Origin of the sequence: Pelomonas sp. V22, assembly GCF_030014915.1 — a bacterium.
Lineage (GTDB): Bacteria > Pseudomonadota > Gammaproteobacteria > Burkholderiales > Burkholderiaceae_C > JAUASW01.
In genome coordinates this window covers 372,804-394,400 of record NZ_JAGIXS010000004.1, presented here as the reverse complement: position 1 = coordinate 394,400, position 21,597 = coordinate 372,804, and the positions used below count along the sequence as shown (strand labels likewise).

The window sequence follows — 21,597 nt, the reverse complement described above, 5'->3', positions numbered from 1 at the left end:
CTGAGCCCGAGAGGCTCTAACAAGGGTGGGTCAAGATTGGATGGAAACGGTGGGTCAAGATCGCGCGGGAATCAACAGGCCGTGCCGCCGTGAACGCGGCCGGGGCCTTCGTCTTTGGGCAGGAAGGTGCGGACATACTCGACCTTCACACCGGTCGGCGTGACCGACACGCGCGTGTAGCCGCTGTTGGGGAACTTGTCGCCGCTGAGGAAGGCGTCGCTGTTGAACAGCGAGTAGTTGGGGTCGGCAGGCTCCGACACGGTCTGGTAGGTCACGCCGTCGAGTTGCTGACGCACCCAGATGTGGTCATGGCCCTGGAAGAAGATGCTGACCTTGGTTCGTGCCATCAGGGCATGCAGCGGCTCGTTCCAGGTTGGCCGCTGCGCCGCGAACTCGCTGACGCCCTTGCTGTTCTCGCCTCCCCACTCCCACAGCCGCGCCAGTTCAGTCCCGCCCCGCCCGGTGCCCATCACGTGATGCGCAAAGACGAACTTGTAGCGCGCCTTGCTCCCCTCCAGCGTGGCCTTGAGCCAGCGGTACTGCGCGTCGCCATGCGTGAGGTCCCACATGTTGTCGCGCTTGGTGACACCGCCGAACACATTGTCGACAGCCACCGGCGAGTGCCAGTACGGATCGATCACCACGAACAGCGCGTCACCCCACTGCCACGCGTAGTAGTTGCGTAGCAGTCCGATGAACGGCACGGGTGTCGAATTGCCGCTGTAGAAATCGTCCGGCGCCGGTTGGGCGTAATGTGCATTGCGCGCGTTTTGTGCCCAGACGGCCACGTTGTCGGGTGTGCCATTCAGCAGATAGGCCGCGGCTTGCTCGTGATTGCCATTGACCAGGTAGATCGGCGCTTGGCGGCCCAGGAGGCCCAGGAAGGGACGCTGCAGCGTGTAGCGCTCGGTCACCGCCCCGGCATTGATCGTGGCTGGATCGAGGGTGTCGACGCTGAAGTCATCGCCGAGCATCACATAGAAGTCCGGCCGGTCTGCGGCCACTGTGAGCAGCGTGCGCGTGTACAGATCCGGGTCAAATTGGGACTTGAGACGCTCGGGATGCGAGTCGCCCTGCACCGCAAAGCTGAAGCTGCTGCCTGCAGGGCGTGCCGTCTGAAAGCTGTATTCGGCATCAGCCAGCGCTGTGGTGTTGCCAAGTCGCTGGAAATTGGTGCGGTAGTAGTAGCGGGTGTCGGGCGCCAGCGAGCCGATCAACAGGTCCAGGGGCTGGCCCGCCCTGAGGCTCTGAACCGCCGTCTGTGCGCTGTACTGGCCGGGCTCTTTGCCGTAGCTGATCCAGACCTGGCCTGACTGGTCAGGAGACAGCAGGTTCACATGGATGCTGGTGTTGCTTGGCGCGCCCAGCACGACCGTGCCCGGGAAGGGTCCTTGACCAGGCGCAGGCGCAGGCGCTGGCGCTGGTGCCGGTGCTGGCGCCGGTGCCGGTGCCGGTGCTGGTGCTGGTGCTGGTGCTGGTGCTGGTGCTGGTGCTGGTGCTGGTGCCGGTGCTGGTGCTGGTGCTGGTGCTGGTGCCGGTGCCGGTGCAGACCCGCCGCCGCACGCCGTCAGGCACAGCAGCAGGGTCGCAGCGCCATGTCGGAGCGGAGAGAACGCTCCGCGGGACCGGCATCGGCTCGGGATGGACGGGGCGGCGAGGCGCCTGACGTTTGCTGGAGGCATGGCGGCTGATGCTAGACAGCGGTTGAACTGGGCCGATGACATTTGCGTCACCGGCCCGCGTCATTTCATAGGCCGGCCGGGCAGTCCGAACAGGGTGTCCACGCGCTCCGCGTAGGCGGTGCCTTCCGCATCCAGTGACGACGAGAACAGGAACGGGCCCTTGGGATCGTTGGGCCCATGGGGGCTGCGGGCTCGCATCTCGGCCAATGCACGCTTCTGTGCCGGCGTCAGGCTTCGGCCCACGCGGATGAAGGCTTGTGCATACAACCAGGCCAGTTCCCCGTCGAGTTCCCCGTAGCGCCGTGAGTTGTGCATCACCAAGCCCTCGTCGACCTCTTTGCCTTCCAGCAGCTGCCGCAGCGCCGCAGCGGTTTGTTGGCGCAAGCGGGCGATCTCGTTCAGCCAGGCGCGCTGGCGCTCGGGAAGCTCCGCGATCTCAGCCCGCTGCCCGGGATTCAGCAGTGCCAGGAACTCCGCGCCCGCATCCCCAGTCAGGGCCGTGCTGATTGAATAGTCCTTCTTGCCCATGGCCGGTGCCGTCTTCAAACCGAAGCCGCCGAAGTACATGGCATGCCGTTCGGGACAGAAATAGGTGTCGGCCTCGAGCGAGCCGCGCACCCAGGCGAACATCTCGCTCGCATAGGTCATGACGGCCACATCCTGTGCGTGGTTGAGGCCGCGTCGAGCCGCTGGCTCGGGGACATCAGGCCAGGTGCGTGAGTCTCCGAACTTGAGGCTTTCCAGGCGCGCTGATTGCTCCGGACCGAACGAGCGGGCCACGCGCGCCATGACCCGGGCCCGCTGCAGCGTGAGCCGGCCGTCGAGCTCGTAAAGGCGGGCAGAGTGGCTCACGACCGCCCCGTGGTCCAGGCCGGTGCTTCCTGCGGGGATCTGGCCGTCGAGCTCGCGCCGGAAGGCGCGCATCAACGGTAGCCGAGCCAGTGCGAAACGGCGCAGGTCTGCCTCTTGAGCAGCGGCCAGTTCGGCCAATTGGGCGGTCTGGGCCGGCGTCATCAGCGTCAGCATGTTGAACGCGATCCGGGTCAGAAAGGACGGGTTGTGTCCGCCAGCCGCGGCGTCGATGTCGCGCAGGTACTGGAAGCCGAAGTAGTCGGCGATCTTGCCGGGCGGCAGGAAGGTGTCGGCTGCGAAGTCACCGCTCAGGAACGCCAGCCCGCTGAAGGCAATCGTGTGCAATTGCGCCTTGTCGGACATGGCCTGCTGCAGCGAATAGCGTTGGCGCGGGTCGCGGCGCTCGCGATCCTCTCGGGGCGGCCCCGGGCGAGGCCCCCGCTGACCATCAGGGGGCGTCTGGACCTGTGGGCGCGCCCAGCTCGCGGGGCTCCATGACAGGATGAGCAGGCTGAGGCACGCATGTCGGCGCTGTTGCATGTGCAGATTCCCTCTTGTTTGGCAGCTCGGCTGCTTGGGTTTGTCGGGGCAATGTGCGCCCGGTGTCAGAACGTGATGGGTATCGGCCCGCTGGAGCGATCGATCCAGCGCTGGCGGGGGCGGTAATTGACCAGCATCAGCGGCTGCAGTTCAGTCGGCAGTTCGAGGCTCAGTGCACTCATGCCATCGGCCGACACCGCGTCGGCGGTGATCTCCTCTGGCGGATCGTGGGCGTGGTCGCTTGGCGCGACAACCAACTGCATGGCGCGCTGCTGTATGAGCGACTGGACACGCGTGACGCTCGGCCAGCGCCAGTTGGCGATCTGAAGCGGTGCGCCTTCACGTCTGAGCCTGAGCTTCGGCTCGACGCAGGTTCGCAGTCTTTGCAATGCCGGTTCGAGCTCCACCGGCGACTGTGACGACAGGGCGAGCACGAAGGCTGCAAGCGGGGTCTGCGGCGACAGGCAACGGTGCATCAGGGCTGGCAGGTCCACGTAGAGCTGAAGGCTGAGATGTGTCGCGTCCCGCTGCACCAGAGTGAGCCGGTCGGCAGGCAGTTCGTGGGCCTGGGCGACGTTGGGCGCCAGTTGCAGGGGCAGCGCCAGGGCCGCGAGGATCAAAGGGTTGCGCAGGCGCGTCATGGATGCTCCGAGGGGTGACTCATCGGCAATAGACCACGGGCGGCTGGGTCGTTGCCGTGGTGTTGGTGAACTGGAACTGCCAGCAGGCGGATTTGCCGCGATGCTGTCCGAGAGCGAGCTGTGTCTCCAGCTCGGCCCCCTCCAGGGCGCGGTAGCGGATGCGATAAGTTCCGGCCGGATTGGTGTAGCTGTCACTGCCTGTCTCGGTTGTCGTGAAGCTGCGCGCGCTGGTGAACTGCAGCACCTGGTAGCCATCGCTGGCATCGGTGCTCAGCGTCATCGCGCTGACCGGAAAGGGCGTCACAGGCGGCTGACGCAGGGGCGCGTACTTGCCCGCCTGGCCAGCGAGGTCCGGACTTGGCTTTCCGTAGAAGCAGGACAGCACATAGGGCGCTGCGTCGGTCACGTGATAGCTGTAGCCCGCTGGCCCGTTGCTCACGGTGCCGGTGTTGCCACCGCAAGCCGCGTCGCGGGCGGCAGGCTTGCCGTCCGGGCCGTTGTAGCCGTAGATCGCGTAGCCATCGAGGGCCCAGCCCAGCGGATGCGTGTCCCAGTACGAGGCTGCCTTGCCTGCCATCAGGCACAGCGGGGCCGCATGGTAGTGGTAGTCGTCGGCGCGGCCGGCATGGCCGTTGCAAACGTCGAGCTCACCCAACAGCTTGGTGTCGCCGTTCTGGCAGCCGCCCTGTTTGCAAGGGTTGAAGATCGGCACGCCGTTGATGGCCATGCCGATGGGGCCATCGACCGCGCTCACCGGCGCGGCGGCCGGTGTGGGTGCGAGAGGGATACGCCAGGCATTGCTGCCCAGGAAGGGCTGCGCCGTGGGCACCTGCAGGTTGGTAGCCGTGATACCGTTCATCATCACGTGCTGCGGCAGGCCTGTCGAAGAGATGTAGGCGTAGTCCGCATCGCAGCCAGCTTGCGCGTGACCGGTGGTCGAGCCCCCAAGAGAAGCGCGCACCAGCTGGCAGGCCGCGGCATTGCCGGGCGAGCTGCTGGTACGGCTGTAGGTGCCATTGAGGCTGGCCTTGCCAAGCGTGAGCGGCGCGATCGCATCGGCCAATTGCTGACCTGTCACGGCGCCGCTCACGGCCGGAGCAGCCGACAGCGCGTAAAGGGTCCAGGTATAGGTCTTGGCTCCCGGGCCCTGTGAGCACGGAGCCTGGTAGGCGGCTGCCGGGCCATCACTGCCGACCCCCAACGTGCCCACGCCGAAGCTGTCGCGAGGCAGAGTGGTTCGGGCCGCTGGGATTCCGTAGAGCACCCAGTTGTACTTGATGCTGCCATCCCCGGGCAGCGTGCTCATCAGCAAGGCGAATGCCTGCGTGCCCACAGGAGCCTGCGACCAGCTCAGAGCAGGACTGGAGCCTGGTCCGTCACAGGTGAACTCGGCACCCAAACTGCCGTCTGCGGCCAGCGAAGCGCTGCTCAGCGTGAACGTAGACGGTGCAGGTGCAGGTGCAGGTGCAGGTGCAGGTGCAGGTGCAGGTGCAGGTGCAGGTGCAGGTGCAGGTGCAGGTGCAGGCGCAGGCGCAGGCGCAGGCGCAGGCGCAGGCGCAGGAACCGGTGCAGGGACGCTGGAACTAGACCCGCCGCCGCCACAGGCATTGAGGGTTGCGGCCGTGCTCAGGGCCAGGATCCAGGGGCGTGGAGCCATGCGGAAAGGAGTCATGACCCGATGCTAGAAAGCGCCGAGCTCGCGGGCATGACAACTTCGTCATCGAGACTGGCCCAAGCGACCTGCTGGCACTGTTCAAACGGGCAGCCAGACGCGCACCCTCACCTCGTCCTCGACGCTGGCCTGCAAGCTGGCCTCGCCGCCATGGGCACGGGCAATTTCGCGCACCAGGCTGAGCCCCAGGCCGGTGCCGTCAGTGCGTCGCCCATGGGCAGGATCAGCCCGGTAGAACCTTTCAAAGAAGCGTGCGCGAGCGGCGGCATCCAGAGGCAGGCAGGGATTGGCGATGAGGACCTCGACACCGTGGCCGCTGCGACGCGCCTGCACCTGGATCCAGCCGCCTTCGCTCCGGTAGCGCAGCGCATTGCTCACCAGGTTGTTGAACAGCTGCTGCAGCAATCCTCGGTCGCCCGCCACCTGCAGACCAGAATCGATCTCCACCAAGAGGGTCTGGGATTCCGTCAGCATGACGGCGTCGGCGATCAAGTCCTGCAGCAGGACGGTCAGGTCCACGGGTTCGGCATGCACAGGCAGGCGGCCAGCGTCCGCTTGCGACAGCATCAGCAGCTTGCGTGTGATCGCGACCAGTCGCCCCACCTCATCTTGAATCAGGCCCAGTTCCTCCTGCACGGCGCGGCCCTCGGTCCGCCCGATTGCCCGTTCAAGCCGGCCACGGAGGATCGTCAGCGGGGTGCGGAGCTCATGCGCTGCGTCGGCAGAAAAGCGCGAGGCCTGATGGAAGCTGGCCTCAATGCGCCCGAGCATGGTGTTGTAGGCCGCGATCAACTCGCGAAACTCTTGGTCCTCGCCGGCATCCGACAGGCGCTCGCTCAAGGCCTGGTGGCCCATGCGCCGCATCGCCTCGCGCAGGCGCTTGAGCGGCCGCATCGTCATGCCCGACAAGAGCGCCGCACCTAAGACGGACAGCAGGATGCCCACGGGTATGGTCAGCAGCAACACGTCGCGCAGGTCCGCGCGCAGGTCAGCCGCGAGCGAGCCCGAATCGACCGCAAGTTCGGCCGTGGCACCCGAGAGCTGGACCTGCACGGCCTGCCAGTCCCGCCCTTGGCCTTCTGCCGCGACCCAGCGGCATCGACCACGAGGGTCGGTTGACTGGCCTACCGGAGGAAGCCGGTTGTCGTCCCGCCATGCTGCAGCAGGACCAAGGGGCCAAGGCCCCCGGGACTGCAGCGCAATCACGCCTTGCACGTCCGTCACTCGCAAGCGCAGGTCGGACGCGTCGTCGACATGCAGCTTGAGTGCCAGGTCTTGGCTCAACCGGTCCCAGCGATGCCGCTCATCCTGCTGGTCGGACAGTCCGGCCAGTCGCCGGCCCTCCATGCACAGCCGTTCGTCCAGGCGCACCCGCTCCCGCTCGATCAGGCTGTGCCAGCCGATCAGCAGCACCAGTACCAGGGCCGTTCCGACACTGAGCATCGCCACCGCGAAGACACGCCAGCGAAATGAACGGGCCGATTCAGAGCGAGCCATCTGCATGCGCGGGCGGACAGAAGCGGTAGCCGACGCCACGGACGGCTTCGATGCTGGGGGCACGTTCACCGATGGCTCCCGCCTGAGATAGCCGGGCGCGGATGCGCTTGACGCAGACATCGATCACGTTGGTACTGGGGTCGAAGTCGTAACCCCACACATGTTCGAGGATTTGCGTGCGCGAGAACACCTGACCAGTGGAGCGCATTAGGAACTCCAGCAGATTGAATTCACGGCTGGTCAGCTCCACCTGACGGTCGGACCAGCGAACAGCGCGCGCGATGCGATCCAGGGTCAGATCGCCAACCTGCAGCAGATGCTGTCTCTCGCCGTTCAGGCGGCGCCGGATGGTCAAAAGCCGCGCCGCCAGTTCCTCGATGAAGAAGGGCTTGGCCAGGTAGTCATCGGCGCCCAACGCCAATCCTTGCAAGCGATCCCCCAACTCATTGCGCGCCGTCAGCAGGATCACCGGGGTCTGCACGCCCTCGCGACGCCATGCGGCGAGCACATCCAGGCCATCGCGGCCCGGCAGCATCAGGTCCAGGACGATGGCATCCAGCCCAGCTTGCAAGCCGCACTCATAGCCAGCCCTGCCGTCGTCGACGACCCGCACCTGCATGCCGCGGTCGGTCAGGCCGGTCTGGACAAAGGCAGCAATCTTGGGTTCGTCCTCGACCAGCAGGACTTTCATGGGAGTGCTGTGCATGTAGCCGAGAAGTTTCTCTCACGCGGGTCCGTACAGGATGACGTGAATGTCATCAAGTATGGCTGCCGGCTGGGAGCCAACGACGGCTTCATGCCCTTTACCGTGAACTCGGCGTACTGCCGCGAACGGCGGCAACCGCTGCATAGCTGCCTACGACGAACGGCACGCTAGCTTGGCTTACGCAGCTGGTTTGCGTTTGATTTCGCTCAAGATGCCACTAAGGTGCTTCAAGCTGAAGTCGACGGTCTGAGGACAGACCGCCGCCTTACCTGAGTGGACATGCGAGTCTCAGAGTCAGTGACGTGAGCGATTCTCAAGGCCGTCGTTTCGTCACTACAGCGCGCCACCACGACAAGACCGCAAGCAATTTCGTTGTTCTAGCTGGCGTGGCAGTCAGCTGATGCCCTACGCGGCAACGTCTGTAAAGCAAAGCTTGGCCAGTCGTCGAATCAACTTAACCCTGGCCGTATTGGCCACACTATGGGCTAAGTCACACCACCTCAAAGGTGGCGTTTTCCTTGAATCTCTGGCGCGCCCGGTTGGGATCGAACCAACAACCCCTGCCTTCGGAGGGCAGTACTCTATCCATTGAGCTACGGGCGCAACAAGGCTGCGGATTCTAGCAGTGCCGTGAGCGATGCCCGGCCGGGTGGCGGAGGCGGTAGATATAATCCCCGGCTTTGTGTCCTGCTGGCTTTGTTTGGCCCGCAGGGCCTGCTTCACGACAGACAGCCGACGCCTACGAGGATTTCATGAGCGGAACCCATGATCACGCGCACGACCACGACGAAGCCCATGAAGGCCCCATCAAGACGCCCAAGCAACTGATCTGGGCGGTCGGTTTTGCCTTTGTGGTGCCGGTGATCGTCATCATCATGCTGGCCAACTACGTCTCCACCGCGACCAAGCCGGCCGCCGGCAGCGTGGGCCTGGAAGAGCAGGCCACTGCCGCTCGCATCCAGCCGGTGGGCAGCATCGAGATCAAGGACCTGAACGACGCCGCCGCGATGAAGACCGGTGAGCAGGTGTTCCAGGCCCAGTGCTCGGCCTGCCACGCCACCGGCGCTGCCGGCGCTCCCAAGCTCGGTGATGCCGCAGCCTGGGGCCCGCGCGTGAAGGGCGGCGTCGAGGCGCTGCTGACCTCGGCCCTGAAGGGCAAGGGCAATATGGGCGCCCAGGGTGGCGGTGATTTCAGCGATTTCGAAATCCAGCGCGCCGTGGTCTACATGGCCAACCAGGGCGGTGCCAAGTTCGACGAACCCAAGGCCCCGGCTGCTGCCGCATCTGCCGCCAAGTAAGCCGCTCGGCCAGCCGTTGATTCAAGAAAGCCGACCTTCGGGTCGGCTTTTGCATTTCAGAGCGGCGCGGGCTTCAGTTGTACGGCGTATCGGGCCAGCAGTTCCTGATGCCGGGCGGTGTCCGGCTGCCACAGCCCTTGTTCTACGGCTTGCGCTGCCTCCAGCATGTCCATGCTGTGGACCAGTCCCAGGCCTAGCGGCGTCGCGATGAAGAGCCGGTCCTGCTCATCCAGCCAGCAGGCCTCGGCCTGGGTGGCCAGGCCGGTGTGACTGGTGAGCTGACCTCCGGCGGCGACGCGCCAGATCCAGGGCGCCGCCTCCAGTTCCACATAGACGCGCTGCGGCCCGTTCTGGAAGAACCAGCAGCCCGTGGCATCGGCCGCATAGTTGCGCTCGATGAACTCGATCAGCTTGCGATGCTCGATGCGGCTGCCCTTGACCTGGGGGAAGGGCCCGGCCTGCTGGATGCGCTCATCGCGCATGTACCAGTCGCCGCGCGCGTCCAGCGCCAGCCAGCCGTAGCAATGCGGCACGTTGGGCCACTTCTTCAGCGCGGCTTTGACGATCTCGTCCATGCGGGCAACTTTAGACCGACTGTGCGAGCCAGTCGCACACCTGCTTCGGCATCTGCATCACCTGGCCCGGCGGCCAGCCCGCAGGGAAGCCGACATGGCCGCCATGCGGCGGCTGCCACAGGCGCACCAGGTCGTTGCCGACCTCGGCCTGGCTGGGCAGGCAGGTCCAGGGCACGAAGGGGTCGTTACGCGCATTCAGCACCAGGGCCGGGATGCGGATGCGGTGCAGGTGCGGCTTGGCCGAGCCGCGCGCCCAGTAGTCCTCGGTGTCGCGGTAGCCGTGCAGCGGCGCGGTGAAGAGGTTGTCGAACTCGTAGAGATCGCGCACCTCGCGCAGCCGGTCGCCATCGAACAGGCCCGGGTGCTGCTCCAGCTTCTTCAGCGCCTTGGGCACCATGGTGCGCAGGAACATGCGGGTGTAGACCAGCCGGTTGAAGCCCTGACCGATGGCCTTGCCGCTCGCGGCCAGGTCGATGGGCGAGCAGATCGAGCAGACAGCCCGGGCCGTGGCGGCAGCCGTATCGCCGGCTTCTTCTGCCCAGCGCAGCAAGGCGTTGCCGCCCAGCGAGACGCCGGCGGCGATCAGGGGCCCGTCATGCGCCGCCTTGAAACGCCCGAGCATCCAGCCGATTTCCTCGAAATCACCCGAGTGATAGGCGCGCGGCGCCAGGTTCAGCTCACCCGAGCAGCCGCGGAAATGCGGCATCGCAAAGGCCCAGCCGCGTTCGCGGGCCATGCCGGCAAAGGCCTGCACATACTGGCTTTGCGAGCTGCCTTCCAGACCGTGGAAGAGCACCAGCAGCGGTGCGTCCGCAGCCACCGGCGAATCCAGCCGGTCGACGTCGATGAAGTCGCCATCGGGCGTGTCCCAGCGCTCACGGACGAAGCGCGGCGCCTCGCCGACGAAGCGGCGCGCATACAGCGCCGGCCAGATCGTCTGCGCGTGGCCGCCGGGCAGCCACAGTGGCGCGCGGTACTGCAGGGCGGGCTGGTTGCTCAATGCAGCGTGGCCGGGCCTTCGCTCAGCTCCTGCACATCGCTGGCACTGCCGGGGCTGGCATGGTGCAGCACCAGGCGCCAGCCCATTGCGGTCTTGACGTACACATTGCTGGCAATCACCCAGGCGGTCTGGGCTTCGCCCTTGGTGCCGGCCACCTGCACGCGTTCCAGCACCTGGTGGATGGCCAGGTCGCCATGGTGCAGTTTGCGCACGCGTTCCGGATGGGCGTTGATCGGGCCGTGGCCGAACAGGGTCTCGAAGGCGGCGCGGATCGCGCCATGGCCCACCAGGCGCGGGCCGCCCGGATGAACGCAGGAGATCTCGTCCTCGTCCGACCACAGCGCCATCAGGCGCTCCAGGTCGGCGCGCTGCAGGGCTTCGTAGAACAGGGCCTCGCTGTCCTCGGGCGTCGAGGCCAGCAGCTGGACGGCGGCTTGCGGCGGCAGCGGCATCGGTGTCAGTGCGCGTGGCCCAGCGTCTCGCCGGCCTTGAGCTTGTAGACGGTGCCGCAGTAGGGGCACTTGCCGCCACCTTCATGCGTCACGTCGATGAAGACCTTGGGATGGTTGCTCCAAAGCGCCATCTTGGGGTTGGGGCAGGCCACCACGCCGGGGCCTTGCACGTCCTTGGCCGTCACTTCGACGATGGCTTTGGCTTGTTGTTCGTTGGACATCTTGGGTTCTCTTTCGGTTCGGTACTTCAGACCAGGCTCAGCCAATGGGCGTACTTGGGGTTGCGGCCATTGACGATGTCGAAGAAGGCGCTCTGGATCTTCTCGGTGATGGGGCCACGCGAGCCGCTGCCCAGTTCGATCCGGTCCAACTCGCGGATGGGCGTCACCTCAGCGGCGGTGCCGGTGAAGAAGGCCTCGTCGCAGATGTAGACCTCGTCGCGGGTGATGCGCTTCTCCACCAGCTGCAGGCCCAGGTCCTGGCAGATGTGGAAGATCGTGTTGCGGGTGATGCCGTTCAGTGCGCCGGCCGAGAGGTCGGGCGTGTAGACCACGCCGCCCTTGATGACGAAGAGGTTCTCGCCCGCACCTTCGGAGACGAAGCCCGAGGCGTCGAGCAGCAGGGCCTCGTCGTAGCCGTCGTCGGTGGCTTCCATGTTGGCCAGGATGCTGTTGGTGTAGTTGGACACCGTCTTGGCCTGCGTCATCGTGATGTTGACGTGGTGGCGCGTGTAGCTGCTGGTCTTGACGCGGATGCCGCGCTTGAGGCCTTCTTCGCCGAGGTAGGCGCCCCAGCTCCAGGCCGCCACCATCGCATGGATCTTGTTGCCCTTGGGGCTGACGCCCAGCTTCTCGGAGCCGATCCAGATGAGGGGGCGCAGGTAGCAGCTCTCGAGCTGGTTCTCGCGCACCACGGCCTTCTGCGCCTCCTCGACCTGCTCGATCGTGAAGGGGATCTTCATGCGCAGGATCTTGCCGCTGTTGAACAGGCGCTCGGTGTGCTCGCGCAGGCGGAAGATGGCCGTGCCCTTGTCCGTCTTGTAGGCGCGCACGCCTTCGAAGGCGCCGCAGCCATAGTGCAGCGTGTGGGTCAGGACGTGGATCTTGGCGTCGCGCCAATCGACCAATTGGCCGTCCATCCAGATCTTGCCGTCGCGGTCTTCCATGGACATGGGGCTACTCCTTGCTGTAGCCCGGCATTCTACGAGGCGCCTAGGTGCTCTCCAGGCTCTCCGGGGTCGGGCGACTCCAGCCATAGGCCCGTTCCACCTTGGCCACGCGCAGCTCGTAGTGCTCGTACCAGGTGGCGCGGCCCTGCTCGCGGATGGCCGAATGCTCGACATGCGCCCGCCAGGCCTGGATCGCCTCCAGGCTCTGCCAGTACGAGACCGTGATGCCGAGGCCATCGGCACCCCGCGCGCTCTCCACGCCCAGGTAGCCGGGCTGCGCGGCGGCCAGGGCGGCCATGCGCTCGGCGGCTTCGGCATAGCCGGCTGCATCATGCGGCGTGCGCAGGCTGGCAAAGATCACCGCGTAGTAGGGCGGCTCGGGGCGGGGGCCGAAACCGGTGGGGGTGCTCATCAGCAGTCTCCTAGAACTCGCGCAGGACGGTGATCGCTTCCTCGATGCGCTCCACCGCATAGACCTTGAGGCCCTCGATGGCCTTCTTGGGGGCATTGGCCTTGGGCACGATGGCGATGGAGAAGCCGAGCTTGGCCGCCTCCTTCAGCCGCTCCTGGCCACGCGGCGCCGGCCGCACCTCGCCCGCCAGACCCACTTCGCCGAAGGCAATGAAGCCCTTGGGCAGGGCCTTGCCGCGCAGCGAGCTCTGGATGGCCAGCATCACGGCCAGGTCGGCCGCCGGCTCGCTGATGCGCACACCACCCACGGCGTTGACGAACACATCCTGGTCGTTCGTCATCACGCCGGCATGGCGGTGCAGCACGGCGAGCAGCATGGCCAGCCGGTCGCGCTCCAGGCCCACCGAGAGCCGCCGCGGGCTGGGCCCGCCGCCATCGACCAGGGCCTGCAGCTCCACCAGCAGCGGCCGTGTGCCTTCCAGCGTGACGAGCACGCAGGAGCCCGGCACCGGCTCGGCATGGGTCGAAAGGAAGATCGCGCTCGGATTGCTGACGCCCTTGAGCCCCTTCTCCGTCATCGCGAACACGCCGATCTCGTTGACCGCGCCGAAGCGGTTCTTGATCGCGCGCACCAGGCGGTAGCTGCTGTGGGTGTCGCCTTCGAAGTACAGCACCGTGTCGACGATGTGCTCCAGCACGCGCGGCCCGGCCAGCGCGCCCTCCTTGGTGACATGGCCTACCAAGACCATCGCGCAACCACCGGACTTGGCCGTGCGGGTCAGCTGGGCCGCGCATTCGCGCACCTGCGCCACCGAGCCGGGCGCCGAGCTGAGCTGTTCGGAATACAGCGTCTGGATCGAGTCGATCACGCAGAAGGCCGGCTGCTCGGTCTCGATCGTGGCCATGATCTTCTCGAGGCTGATCTCGGCCAGCACGCGCACTTGGGTGCCGGCCAGGCCCAGGCGCCGCGAGCGCATCGCCACCTGGGCGCCGCTCTCCTCGCCGGTCACATAGAGTACCTTGACGCGCTGCGACAGCGCATCGATGGCCTGCAGCAGCAGCGTCGACTTGCCGATGCCGGGGTCGCCGCCGATCAGCACCACGCCGCCGGCCACGATGCCGCCGCCCAGCACACGGTCCAGTTCTTCCTGGCCGGTGGGCGTGCGCTCGAAGTCGGTGGCCTCGATCTCGCTGAGGGTCGCCACCGGCTGGCTGCGCGCCAGCGCCTGGTAGCGGTTCTTGCCAGCGCCCGCGGTCTCGGCCACGCTTTCCACGAGGGTGTTCCAGGCGCCGCAATGCGGGCAGCGGCCCAGCCATTTGGGGTTGGTGCCGCCGCAATCGCTGCAGCTGTAGATCGTCTTTTCTTTGGCCATGGGGGCGATTGTCATCGCTGCAGCAGCAGCTTCAGGGCCTGGGGCAGCGAGTCCGCCGCCGGCAGCCAGTGATCGATGAGCCAACCCAGCGCCACGCCCAGCACCAGCATGAGCAGGGCGCCTCGCCAGGTGTGGCCGACGGCCGCACCGAACCAGCCCTGGCGCTGGCGCCGGTAGGCGAAAGATCCGGCCAGGGCGGCCAGGGCCACCTCGACGGCCACGGCCAGCAGCACGTCCACGCCGAACAGGGCCACCACGCCCACGCCCAGCAAGGCCGCCAGCAGCGAGGCGATGCCTATCACCACCGCCAGCGGGATGGCCACGACGATGCCTTCGTCGGCATCGGCCAGCGCGCCCAGCGTCTTGCCACCGGCATTGAGCCCGGCCTCGATGGCGCCATCCGCGAAGTCGCCTGTGGCACCGCCGCCACCGAAATCGCCACCGGCCCCGCTGCTGAAGCCTCGCGCGGGCGGGGCGTCGGCCAGGTCCAGGGCGGCGTCGGCCACGTCGAAGGCACCGTCGCCCGACTCGCCCTGCAGCAGCAGCCGGGCCCACAAGCGCAGCAGGCCCAGGTAGAGCAAGTAGGTCAGGGGCAGCAGCAGGGCATAGCGCATCGCGAGGGCCTCGAAGCCCACCCAGCGCAACAGGGCACCGCCCAGCCAGAGCCCGACCAGCGTCAGCAGGGCGATCAGCATCACATGCAGGCGCAGCCAGTGCCTGCTCCGCAGCCGGGCGCGGGTCTGATGTTCCAGCGCGAGGCCTGGGTCGCGGCGCCTCGAGATCTTGTTTACATCCATCTTCTGCCTCCCTCGGATGTCGGCCGTCAAGGCCTGACTTTCTGCGTGCTCACGGGGGCCATGCTAAAACCCTCGTCCGTCAGGGCCGTCCGGCCCTGCTGCATTTTTGAAAGCCACCGTCATGGATCTCTCCGTCTGGTTGACCTTTTTCGCCGCCTCCTGGGCAATCAGCCTCTCGCCCGGCGCTGGTGCCATCGCTGCGATGAGCTCGGGCCTCAACCATGGCTTCCGGCGCGGCTACTTCACCACCTTCGGCCTGATCCTCGGCATCCTCACCCAGGTGGTGCTGGTCGGCGCCGGTCTCGGGGCGCTGATCGCTGCTTCGTCGCTCGGATTCGCCCTCGTCAAATGGCTGGGTGTGGCCTACCTGGTGTGGCTGGGCATCGCGCAATGGCGCGCGCCGGCCAAGCCCCTGGTGGCCGAGAGCAGTGACGCCGGCCTTGTCACGCGCCGCCAGCTGGTGCTGCGCGGTTGGGCCATCAATGCGGTCAACCCCAAGGGCACGGTCTTCCTGCTGGCCGTGGTGCCGCAGTTCCTGGACCTGCATGCCGCGCTGGCATCGCAGTACCTGGTCATCGGCGCGACCCTGTGCTTCACCGACCTCGTCGTGATGGCCGGCTACACGGCACTGGCGGCCAAGGTGCTGGCCGCGCTGCGTTCGGCGGAGCACATCAAGACAATGAACCGCGTCTTCGGTTCGCTCTTCATCGCCGCCGGCGCCCTGCTGGCCACCTTCAAGCGCGCTGCCTGATCGACCTTCGATGCCCCAAAGTTCGCTCTCGGCCCGCTGGCTGTTCTGGATCCCCACGCTGATCTGGGCCAGCACCTGGCATGTGATCCTGTTCCAGCTCGACAGCAGCGTGCCGGTCTTCAACTCGGTGGCCTGGCGCTTCGGCCTCGCGTCGCTGATGCTGTTCGCCCTGGCCCGTTTTCGCGGTGAGCGCCTCGCGCTGCCGGCCTCGGCCCACTGGCTGATGCTGGCCACCGGCATCGTGCAGTACAGCGGCAATTACTGGGGCGTCTACGAATCGGAGCGACACATCCCGAGCGGCCTCGTCGCCGTGCTGTTCTGCCTGATGGTGTTCGGCAATGCGCTGTCCGGCAGCCTGTTCTTCGGCCAGCAGGTGACGCGCCGCTTCCTGATCGCCTCCAGCGGCGGCGTACTCGGCGTGGTGCTGATCTTCTGGCCCGAGATCGCCAGCACTGGCGAGCGCCCGACGGCGGCACTCGGGCTGGCGATGGGCCTCGCGGCTGTGCTGGCCGCCTGTGTCGGCAATGTGTTGACGCTGACGCTGACCCGCCGTTCCTTGCCGCTGGTGCCCATCCTGGCCTGGAGCATGGGTTATGGCTCGGTGTTCCTGGTCGGCCTGTCGCTGGCCACCGGTACGGGACTGCACTTCGACTGGAGCCCGCGCTACCTCGGCAGCCTGCTGTACCTGGCGGTGCTGGGCTCGGTCACGGCCTTCATCGTCTACTTCAAGCTGGCCCAGCGTGAGGGCGCGGCCCGCGCGGCCCTGACTGGAGTGGTGATCCCGGTGATCGCGCTGACGATTTCGGCCTTGTTCGAGGGCTGGCGGCCCACGCTGCTGGCAGTGGCGGGCATGCTCTTGTGCCTGTCCAGCGTGTTCGTGGCTACGCGTCCCGCACGCGCCCTCGCGAGCTCTTGATCTCGCTGCGCTGGCTCTTGCCGGCCAGCCGCCGCTGCTGCGAGCCATAGGTCGGCTTGGTGGCGCGGCGCGCCTTGGGCGTGTGGGCCACGCTCTGCACCAGATCGACGAGGCGCTGCACGGCGTCCGCTCGGTTCTGCTCCTGACTGCGCGACTCCTGGGCCTTGATGACGACCACGCCTTCGCTGGTGATGCGCTGGTCGGAGAGCTTCAAGAGCCGTTCCTTGATCAGCGGCGGCAGCGTGGAGCGCTGGATGTCGAAGCGCAGGTGCACCGCGCTTGAGACCTTGTTGACGTTTTGTCCGCCGGGGCCGCTGGCGCGGATGGCGCTGAAGTCCAGCTCCCAGTCGGCCGGCGTCCAGTGCAGCAGCATGCCCAGCTCAGCCGTCAGCCCAGAGGCTCGACCGCCACCGGCACGCGCCGCGTGACCGCGCACATCAGCTCGTAGCCTATGGTGCCGGCGGCCCGGGCCACTTCGTCGATGGGCAAGACCTGGCCCTTGGGCCCCCGGCCCCACAGCGTGACCTCGCTACCCCAGCCGTTCTCGGGCAACTCGGAAAGGTCCACGGCCAGCATGTCCATGGAGACGCGGCCAATGGTGCGGGTGCGCCGTCCGTCAACCAGCACCGGCGTGCCGGTGCCGCAGTGGCGCGGGTAGCCGTCGGCATAGCCGCAGGCCACGATGCCGATGCGCATGGGCCGCTCGGCGGTGAAGCTGCTGCCGTAGCCGACGGTGTCGCCGGCTTGCAGGTTCTGGATGCCGATGATCCTGGAGCGCAGTGTCATGCCGGGCTTCAGGTCCCAGTCGGCCGGCTGGCGCTCGGGATAGTCCGGCACGCCACCGTAGGTCATGATGCCGGCGCGCACCCAGTCGCCGCCGGCGCGGGCCGCGTGGCGCAAGGTGGCCGCGCTGTTGCAGATGGAGCGTTCGCCCGGCAGGTCAGCGCAGGCGGCCTCGAAGGCGGCCAGCTGGTGGGCGATGCCGTCCTGGCCGAAACGCAGCGAGTCGGCGTCGGAGAAATGCGTCATCAGCGAGATCTCGTCGACCTGGGGCAGGGCGTTGAGGCGCGTCCAGGCCGCGCGGAAGGCGGCGGGCGTGAAGCCGAGGCGGTTCATGCCGCTGTTGAGCTTCAGGAAGACGCGGTGCGGCTCGTGCGTCTTGTGCATGGCCAGCCAGTCGATCTGCTGCTCGCAATGCACGGCATGCCAGAGGTGCAGGCGCGAGCAGAGCTCGAGGTCGCGGGTCTCGAAGCAACCTTCCAGCAAGAGGATGGGGCCGCGCCAGCCGAGGTTGCGCACGCGCTGGGCCTCGTCCAGGTCGATCAGGGCGAAGCCGTCGGCGCCGCGCAGCGCCTCGAACACGTTCTCGATGCCATGGCCGTAGGCATTGGCCTTGACCACGGCCCAGACCCGGGCGTCCGGCGCGGCGGCACGGGCGCGGGCCAGGTTGTGGGCGAGGGCAGGCTGGTGGATGAGGGCTTCTATCGGGCGGGGCATGGCTTCAATTGTGTCACCGGGGTCGTGGTGTCCTACTGGGGCAGCCGGCTCCAAGGCCCCCGCCTGTCTGCGGGGCTGTGAGGTGTCCCACCTAAGGGGGGCGTGCTATAAACCCGCTGCTGTGCGAGCCGCCAAGAGCGCGCCGCCGGTGACCGATGTGATCGAGAGAGCTTGTGCCCACCGGGTGCAGGGCAGACCCCCGCAGTTATCGATGGGTACATGAAAAAAGGCTTCTACACCATCATGTCAGCGCAGTTCTTCAGCTCGCTGGCTGATCAGGCATTGCTGGTCGGAGCCATCGAACTGCTGAAGAGCACCCAGGCACCGGCCTGGCAGATCCCCGCTCTGGGGCCGATGTTCGCGCTGTTCTATGTGTTGCTGGCGCCCTTCGTCGGCGCCTTCGCCGACGCCGTGCCCAAGGGCAAGGTGATGTTCTATTCGAACACCATCAAGGTGGCGGGCTGCTTGATGATGCTGATGGGCATGCACCCGCTGCTGGCCTATTCGGTCGTGGGTCTTGGCGCTGCGGCCTACTCGCCGGCCAAGTACGGCATCCTCACCGAACTGCTGCCGCCCTCGCAGCTGGTCAAGGCCAATGGCTGGATCGAGGGCCTGACCATCGCGTCCATCATCCTCGGCATCCTGCTCGGCGGCCAACTGGTCGGCCCCAAGCTCGCGCCCATGCTGCTGAGCTTCGACCTGCCCTTCATCGATACCGGCATCGACACGCCGCCCGAAGCCGCCATCTGCAGCCTTGTCGCCCTGTACCTGCTGGCGGCGATCTTCAATCTCTACATCCCCCGCACCAGCACGCCACTGCAGCCGCTCTCGGGCAGCCCGCTGGAACTGGTGCGCGACTTCGCGTCCTGCAACTCGCGCCTGTGGCAGGACAAGCTGGGCCAGATCTCGCTGGCCACGACCACCCTGTTCTGGGGTGTGTCGGGCAATCTGCGCATCATCCTGTTCCCCTGGGCCGCAGCCGCGTTGGGCTACAGCACGACGCAGGCCTCCAACCTCGGCGGCGTGGTCGCCATCGGCACGGCGGCCGGTGCCGTCGTGGCCTCGATCTACATGCGGCTCGACAAAGCCACCTCGGTGATCCCGCTGGGCATCGCCATGGGCCTGCTGGTGATGGGCCTGAACGTGGCGACCAACATCTGGGTGGCCGTGCCCTTCCTGATCTTCCTGGGCCTGGTGGGCGGTTACCTGGTCGTGCCCATGAATGCGCTGCTGCAGCATCGCGGCCACAACCTGATGGGCGCCGGCCGTTCGATCGCCGTGCAGAACTTCAACGAGCAGGCCTGCATCCTGGCCCTCGGCGCGCTCTACACCGGCATGACCAAGGGCGGCATGTCGGCCTTCGCGGCCATCGCCGTGTTCGGCCTGATCGTGGCCGGCACCATGTGGCTGATCCGCCGCTGGCACATCAACAACTGCGCCAGGCATCCGCAAGAGCTGGCGCGGCTGATGGCGCTGGCGCGCAGCGACGGCGGGCACTGAGGCGGGACCGAGTCAAGTGCCTGCGCACTTGGCGACGCCCGCTGAAGGCCTTGCCGCCTGCATGCGGCAAGGCTGCGCTCCAACAAGAAGACCGCCTCCAGGGCGGTCTTTTGCTTGGTGGGCTGGTTGCCCTCGTTCAGCTGGCCGACGAGCCGCGCCGTCCCGGCGCCGGCGGCGGCTTGTTGAACACCAGGTCGATGGCGTCCGACCAGGCGCGGGCGATCTTGAAGCTGCCGCTGTGGTTCAGGTGGATCTCGTTGTGCCAGTCGCCGCTGACGCCGCTGGAGCCCGGCGTGGCCAGGGCCAGCGGCACGGCCGTGCTGTCGAACACGTGCAGGCCGGGGAAGTTCTCCTTGTCGGCCGCCAGGCTCTTCAGCAACTGGGCCAGGTGCATCACCATCAGGCGGCTGACGGCCAGCCAGTCGGCATTGGGCACGGCATAGGCCTTCAGCGTCGGGTAGAGCCAGGGGCCCCGGCCATCGGCGGCTGCTGCGGGTCGAGGCAAGGGCACGGCATAGCAATGCAGGAACACCGGTTTGCCGGCGCTCGGGCCCTGCTCGCGCAGCGTCAGCAGATGGCGCAAATTCGTCTTCACGTACTCGGCGAAGGTGGTCCAGCCCGGCTCGGAGAAATAGCGGCCCACGCCGGCCGAGGGCGGACCCCATTCGGTCTGGCGGCGCAGCAGCCGCTTCTCCAGCGGCACCGGCGTGCCGTCTTCCAGATGGGCGGGGGTCTGGGCGGCCGCGATCACGTCATTGCCGCCTATGGACAGCAGGATGCCGTCCCAGGCCGGCGCATCGGCGGCGGTCAAGAGGCGCACGAACTCGGGCGCCGATTCCAGGTCGACCATGTGGGACAACGCGTCGCCGCTACCGGCGCAGTTCAGCGCCGCGGCCGGTTGCTTGAACATCAGCTCCTGCAGCAGGCTGCCATGGGCCTGGGCGGCCGCCACGGAGAACCAGGAGTCGCCTTGCGCCAGGAGGCGCCAGCGGTAGCCCTCAAGCAGGGCAGGTTTGGAGCGCAAATCGTCGGGCGAGAAACAGGCCAGGTGATCCAAGAGCGGGCTCCATATCGCAAAACTATCGAGATTGGGCGGGGGATTGCACGGCGCCCCGATTGGAAGGCTTCGTCCCTCCGGCGCGCCAGGGGTAAAAACCCTGGCGCATGTTGTCTGGTCTGGCCCTGGTTTGCCAGAGCCTCGTGGGGGGGACAAGACCCAAGTGTTGTGGCCGCCCAACCCGGGCTAGCATCGCTCCTTCATTCACAGGAAGCAGCCCATGGCTCAGAGCGTCTACGACTTCCAGGCCCTGTCGATCGAGGGCAAGCCGGCCGACCTTGCGAGCCAGCGCGGCCGCGTGATCCTCATCGTCAACACGGCCAGCGCCTGCGGCTTCACGCCGCAGTTCAAGGGGCTGGAGCAGCTCTGGAAAGACTATGCAGCGCGCGGCCTCGTCGTGATCGGCTTCCCGAGCAACGAGTTCGGCGGCCAGGATCCTGGCAGCAACGAGGAGATCTCGTCCTTTTGCGAGCTGAACTACGGTGTCTCGTTCCCGATGATGTCCAAGGTCAAGGTGAACGGCAAAGACGCCCATCCGCTGTGGCAATGGCTCAAGGGCGAGAAGCCCGGCATCCTCGGCACGCAGGCGATCAAATGGAACTTCACCAAGTTCCTGATCGGCCGCAATGGGCAGGTCATCAAGCGCTATGCGCCCAACGATGAGCCGGAGAAACTGAGGGCCGACATCGAGGCCGCGTTGGCTGGGTGAGCCCCCCGTCCAAGGCGTACCTTGGCCGGCCCCCCGAGGGGGCGGCGATGCTTGCCGGATTGACCGTCAAGCACATCGCCAAATGGGCCGGCTTGGGAGCGGCCCTGCGCTCGGCCCAAGAGGGCGCGATGGATCACTTGATCAGCCGAATCGCGAACGGATAGCGGTAGGTCTCGCCGTTGCTCGCCTTCACGGCGGCCACGATGCAGAGCACCAGGTTCACGAGGCCCACGATCCAGATCAAGAGGATGCCGATCAGCACCACCATCAGCAGGCCCGACACCATGTAGGCCAGGAAGATGGTCAGCTGGAAGTTCAGCGCTTCCTTGGCCTGGTCGGTCGAGAAGGCGCCATCGGCTTCGTTCTTCTTGATCAGGTAGATGATCAGCGGCGCCACCCAGCTGGTGAACAGACCGCCGATGTGGGCCAGGATCGCCATGGTGCGGTCGTTGCTGTTCGAGGCGGTGGTCGTGACGTCGTTCATGGCAGGAAACTCCCGATGT

25 protein-coding genes and 1 tRNA gene are annotated in these 21,597 nt (G+C 66.7%); 7 read left to right on the top strand and 19 right to left on the bottom strand.

Annotated features, from left to right (window positions below):
- Positions 1-71 precede the first annotated feature (71 nt).
- A complete protein-coding gene (locus J7U46_RS16060) occupies positions 72-1,370 on the bottom strand; it encodes a metallophosphoesterase (RefSeq protein ID WP_282827607.1) in 1,299 nt (432 codons plus the stop codon).
- Positions 1,371-1,423: 53 nt separating this feature from the next.
- Between J7U46_RS16060 and J7U46_RS16055 the strand changes: the two genes are divergently transcribed.
- Complete coding sequence (locus J7U46_RS16055) at positions 1,424-1,666, top strand: hypothetical protein (protein WP_282827605.1); 243 nt, start codon at positions 1,424-1,426, stop codon at positions 1,664-1,666.
- Positions 1,667-1,742: 76 nt separating this feature from the next.
- Here the strand turns inward: J7U46_RS16055 and J7U46_RS16050 are convergent, their stop codons facing one another.
- The 3 genes from J7U46_RS16050 to J7U46_RS16040 form a co-directional block, all read right to left on the bottom strand.
- The gene (locus J7U46_RS16050) at positions 1,743-2,897 is read right to left on the bottom strand and encodes a hypothetical protein (RefSeq protein WP_282827603.1); all 1,155 of its coding nucleotides are present in this window, start codon (positions 2,895-2,897) and stop codon (positions 1,743-1,745) included.
- A 242-nt stretch (positions 2,898-3,139) separates the two neighbouring features.
- Complete coding sequence (locus J7U46_RS16045; protein WP_282827601.1) at positions 3,140-3,715, bottom strand: hypothetical protein; 576 nt, start codon at positions 3,713-3,715, stop codon at positions 3,140-3,142.
- A gap of 19 nt (positions 3,716-3,734) precedes the next feature.
- Positions 3,735-5,114, bottom strand: coding sequence for a YHYH protein (locus tag J7U46_RS16040; RefSeq protein ID WP_282827599.1), 1,380 nt, complete (start codon positions 5,112-5,114; stop codon positions 3,735-3,737).
- Between the two features lie 47 nt (positions 5,115-5,161).
- Here J7U46_RS16040 and J7U46_RS16035 point away from each other — a divergent pair, with 47 nt between their 5' ends.
- Positions 5,162-5,302 (top strand): hypothetical protein, encoded by a 141-nt coding sequence (locus tag J7U46_RS16035; RefSeq protein ID WP_282827597.1) that lies wholly within the window; start codon positions 5,162-5,164, stop codon positions 5,300-5,302.
- Between the two features lie 166 nt (positions 5,303-5,468).
- On the opposite strand, the gene J7U46_RS16030 is transcribed toward J7U46_RS16035, so the two are convergent.
- From J7U46_RS16030 to J7U46_RS16020, 3 genes are all read right to left on the bottom strand, one after another.
- Positions 5,469-6,890, bottom strand: coding sequence for an ATP-binding protein (locus J7U46_RS16030; protein WP_282827595.1), 1,422 nt, complete (start codon positions 6,888-6,890; stop codon positions 5,469-5,471).
- Entirely contained in the window at positions 6,871-7,575 is a 705-nt protein-coding gene (locus J7U46_RS16025) for a response regulator transcription factor (protein WP_282827593.1), read from the bottom strand. Before J7U46_RS16025 ends, J7U46_RS16030 begins: the two co-directional genes overlap by 20 nt.
- Before the next feature lie 542 nt (positions 7,576-8,117).
- Positions 8,118-8,193 (bottom strand) — tRNA-Arg (locus J7U46_RS16020).
- Between the two features lie 149 nt (positions 8,194-8,342).
- Here J7U46_RS16020 and J7U46_RS16015 point away from each other — a divergent pair.
- Positions 8,343-8,888, top strand: a complete 546-nt coding sequence (locus J7U46_RS16015) for a c-type cytochrome (RefSeq protein WP_282827591.1) — start codon at positions 8,343-8,345, stop codon at positions 8,886-8,888.
- 56 nt (positions 8,889-8,944) lie between these two features.
- Here the strand turns inward: J7U46_RS16015 and J7U46_RS16010 are convergent, their stop codons facing one another.
- The 8 genes from J7U46_RS16010 to J7U46_RS15975 are packed head-to-tail and all read right to left on the bottom strand — an operon-like array spanning position 8,945 to position 14,664.
- Positions 8,945-9,463 carry a DUF2946 family protein gene (locus tag J7U46_RS16010; protein ID WP_282827589.1) on the bottom strand — a complete coding sequence of 173 codons (519 nt, stop codon included), beginning with the start codon at positions 9,461-9,463 and terminating at the stop codon, positions 8,945-8,947.
- Positions 9,464-9,473: 10 nt separating this feature from the next.
- On the bottom strand, positions 9,474-10,463 hold the full coding sequence (locus tag J7U46_RS16005; protein ID WP_282827587.1) for an alpha/beta fold hydrolase: 990 nt from the start codon (positions 10,461-10,463) through the stop codon (positions 9,474-9,476).
- Complete coding sequence (locus tag J7U46_RS16000; RefSeq protein ID WP_282827585.1) at positions 10,460-10,915, bottom strand: nuclear transport factor 2 family protein; 456 nt, start codon at positions 10,913-10,915, stop codon at positions 10,460-10,462. Before J7U46_RS16000 ends, J7U46_RS16005 begins: the two co-directional genes overlap by 4 nt.
- A gap of 5 nt (positions 10,916-10,920) precedes the next feature.
- Entirely contained in the window at positions 10,921-11,136 is a 216-nt protein-coding gene (locus J7U46_RS15995) for a zinc-finger domain-containing protein (protein ID WP_282827583.1), read from the bottom strand.
- A 26-nt stretch (positions 11,137-11,162) separates the two neighbouring features.
- Positions 11,163-12,086, bottom strand: a complete 924-nt coding sequence (locus J7U46_RS15990; RefSeq protein ID WP_282827581.1) for a branched-chain amino acid transaminase — start codon at positions 12,084-12,086, stop codon at positions 11,163-11,165.
- Between the two features lie 40 nt (positions 12,087-12,126).
- A complete protein-coding gene (locus J7U46_RS15985) occupies positions 12,127-12,495 on the bottom strand; it encodes an antibiotic biosynthesis monooxygenase (RefSeq protein ID WP_282827580.1) in 369 nt (122 codons plus the stop codon).
- Positions 12,496-12,505: 10 nt separating this feature from the next.
- Positions 12,506-13,867 carry a DNA repair protein RadA gene (gene radA / locus J7U46_RS15980; RefSeq protein WP_282827578.1) on the bottom strand — a complete coding sequence of 454 codons (1,362 nt, stop codon included), beginning with the start codon at positions 13,865-13,867 and terminating at the stop codon, positions 12,506-12,508.
- An 11-nt stretch (positions 13,868-13,878) separates the two neighbouring features.
- Positions 13,879-14,664 carry a hypothetical protein gene (locus J7U46_RS15975; RefSeq protein ID WP_282827576.1) on the bottom strand — a complete coding sequence of 262 codons (786 nt, stop codon included), beginning with the start codon at positions 14,662-14,664 and terminating at the stop codon, positions 13,879-13,881.
- A 121-nt stretch (positions 14,665-14,785) separates the two neighbouring features.
- Between J7U46_RS15975 and J7U46_RS15970 the strand changes: the two genes are divergently transcribed.
- Together J7U46_RS15970 and J7U46_RS15965 are read left to right on the top strand one after the other, a co-directional pair.
- Positions 14,786-15,415 (top strand): LysE family transporter, encoded by a 630-nt coding sequence (locus J7U46_RS15970; protein ID WP_282827574.1) that lies wholly within the window; start codon positions 14,786-14,788, stop codon positions 15,413-15,415.
- Positions 15,416-15,425: 10 nt separating this feature from the next.
- Positions 15,426-16,331, top strand: coding sequence for a DMT family transporter (locus tag J7U46_RS15965; RefSeq protein ID WP_282827572.1), 906 nt, complete (start codon positions 15,426-15,428; stop codon positions 16,329-16,331).
- Here the strand turns inward: J7U46_RS15965 and arfB are convergent.
- Together arfB and alr are read right to left on the bottom strand one after the other, a co-directional pair.
- Positions 16,297-16,704 carry an alternative ribosome rescue aminoacyl-tRNA hydrolase ArfB gene (gene arfB, locus J7U46_RS15960; protein ID WP_282827570.1) on the bottom strand — a complete coding sequence of 136 codons (408 nt, stop codon included), beginning with the start codon at positions 16,702-16,704 and terminating at the stop codon, positions 16,297-16,299. The genes J7U46_RS15965 and arfB overlap by 35 nt on opposite strands.
- Before the next feature lie 14 nt (positions 16,705-16,718).
- Positions 16,719-17,828, bottom strand: a complete 1,110-nt coding sequence (gene alr / locus J7U46_RS15955; protein ID WP_282827569.1) for an alanine racemase — start codon at positions 17,826-17,828, stop codon at positions 16,719-16,721.
- Positions 17,829-18,047: 219 nt separating this feature from the next.
- Between alr and lplT the strand changes: the two genes are divergently transcribed.
- Complete coding sequence (gene lplT, locus J7U46_RS15950) at positions 18,048-19,328, top strand: lysophospholipid transporter LplT (RefSeq protein WP_282827567.1); 1,281 nt, start codon at positions 18,048-18,050, stop codon at positions 19,326-19,328.
- A 136-nt stretch (positions 19,329-19,464) separates the two neighbouring features.
- Here the strand turns inward: lplT and J7U46_RS15945 are convergent, their stop codons facing one another.
- Positions 19,465-20,385: a hypothetical protein gene (locus J7U46_RS15945; RefSeq protein ID WP_282827565.1), complete on the bottom strand. Its 921-nt coding sequence runs from the start codon at positions 20,383-20,385 to the stop codon at positions 19,465-19,467.
- A gap of 220 nt (positions 20,386-20,605) precedes the next feature.
- Between J7U46_RS15945 and J7U46_RS15940 the strand changes: the two genes are divergently transcribed.
- The gene (locus J7U46_RS15940; RefSeq protein ID WP_282827563.1) at positions 20,606-21,094 is read left to right on the top strand and encodes a glutathione peroxidase; all 489 of its coding nucleotides are present in this window, start codon (positions 20,606-20,608) and stop codon (positions 21,092-21,094) included.
- 133 nt (positions 21,095-21,227) lie between these two features.
- Here the strand turns inward: J7U46_RS15940 and J7U46_RS15935 are convergent, their stop codons facing one another.
- Entirely contained in the window at positions 21,228-21,578 is a 351-nt protein-coding gene (locus tag J7U46_RS15935) for a DUF4870 domain-containing protein (protein WP_282827561.1), read from the bottom strand.
- Between the last annotated feature and the right edge of the window lie 19 nt (positions 21,579-21,597).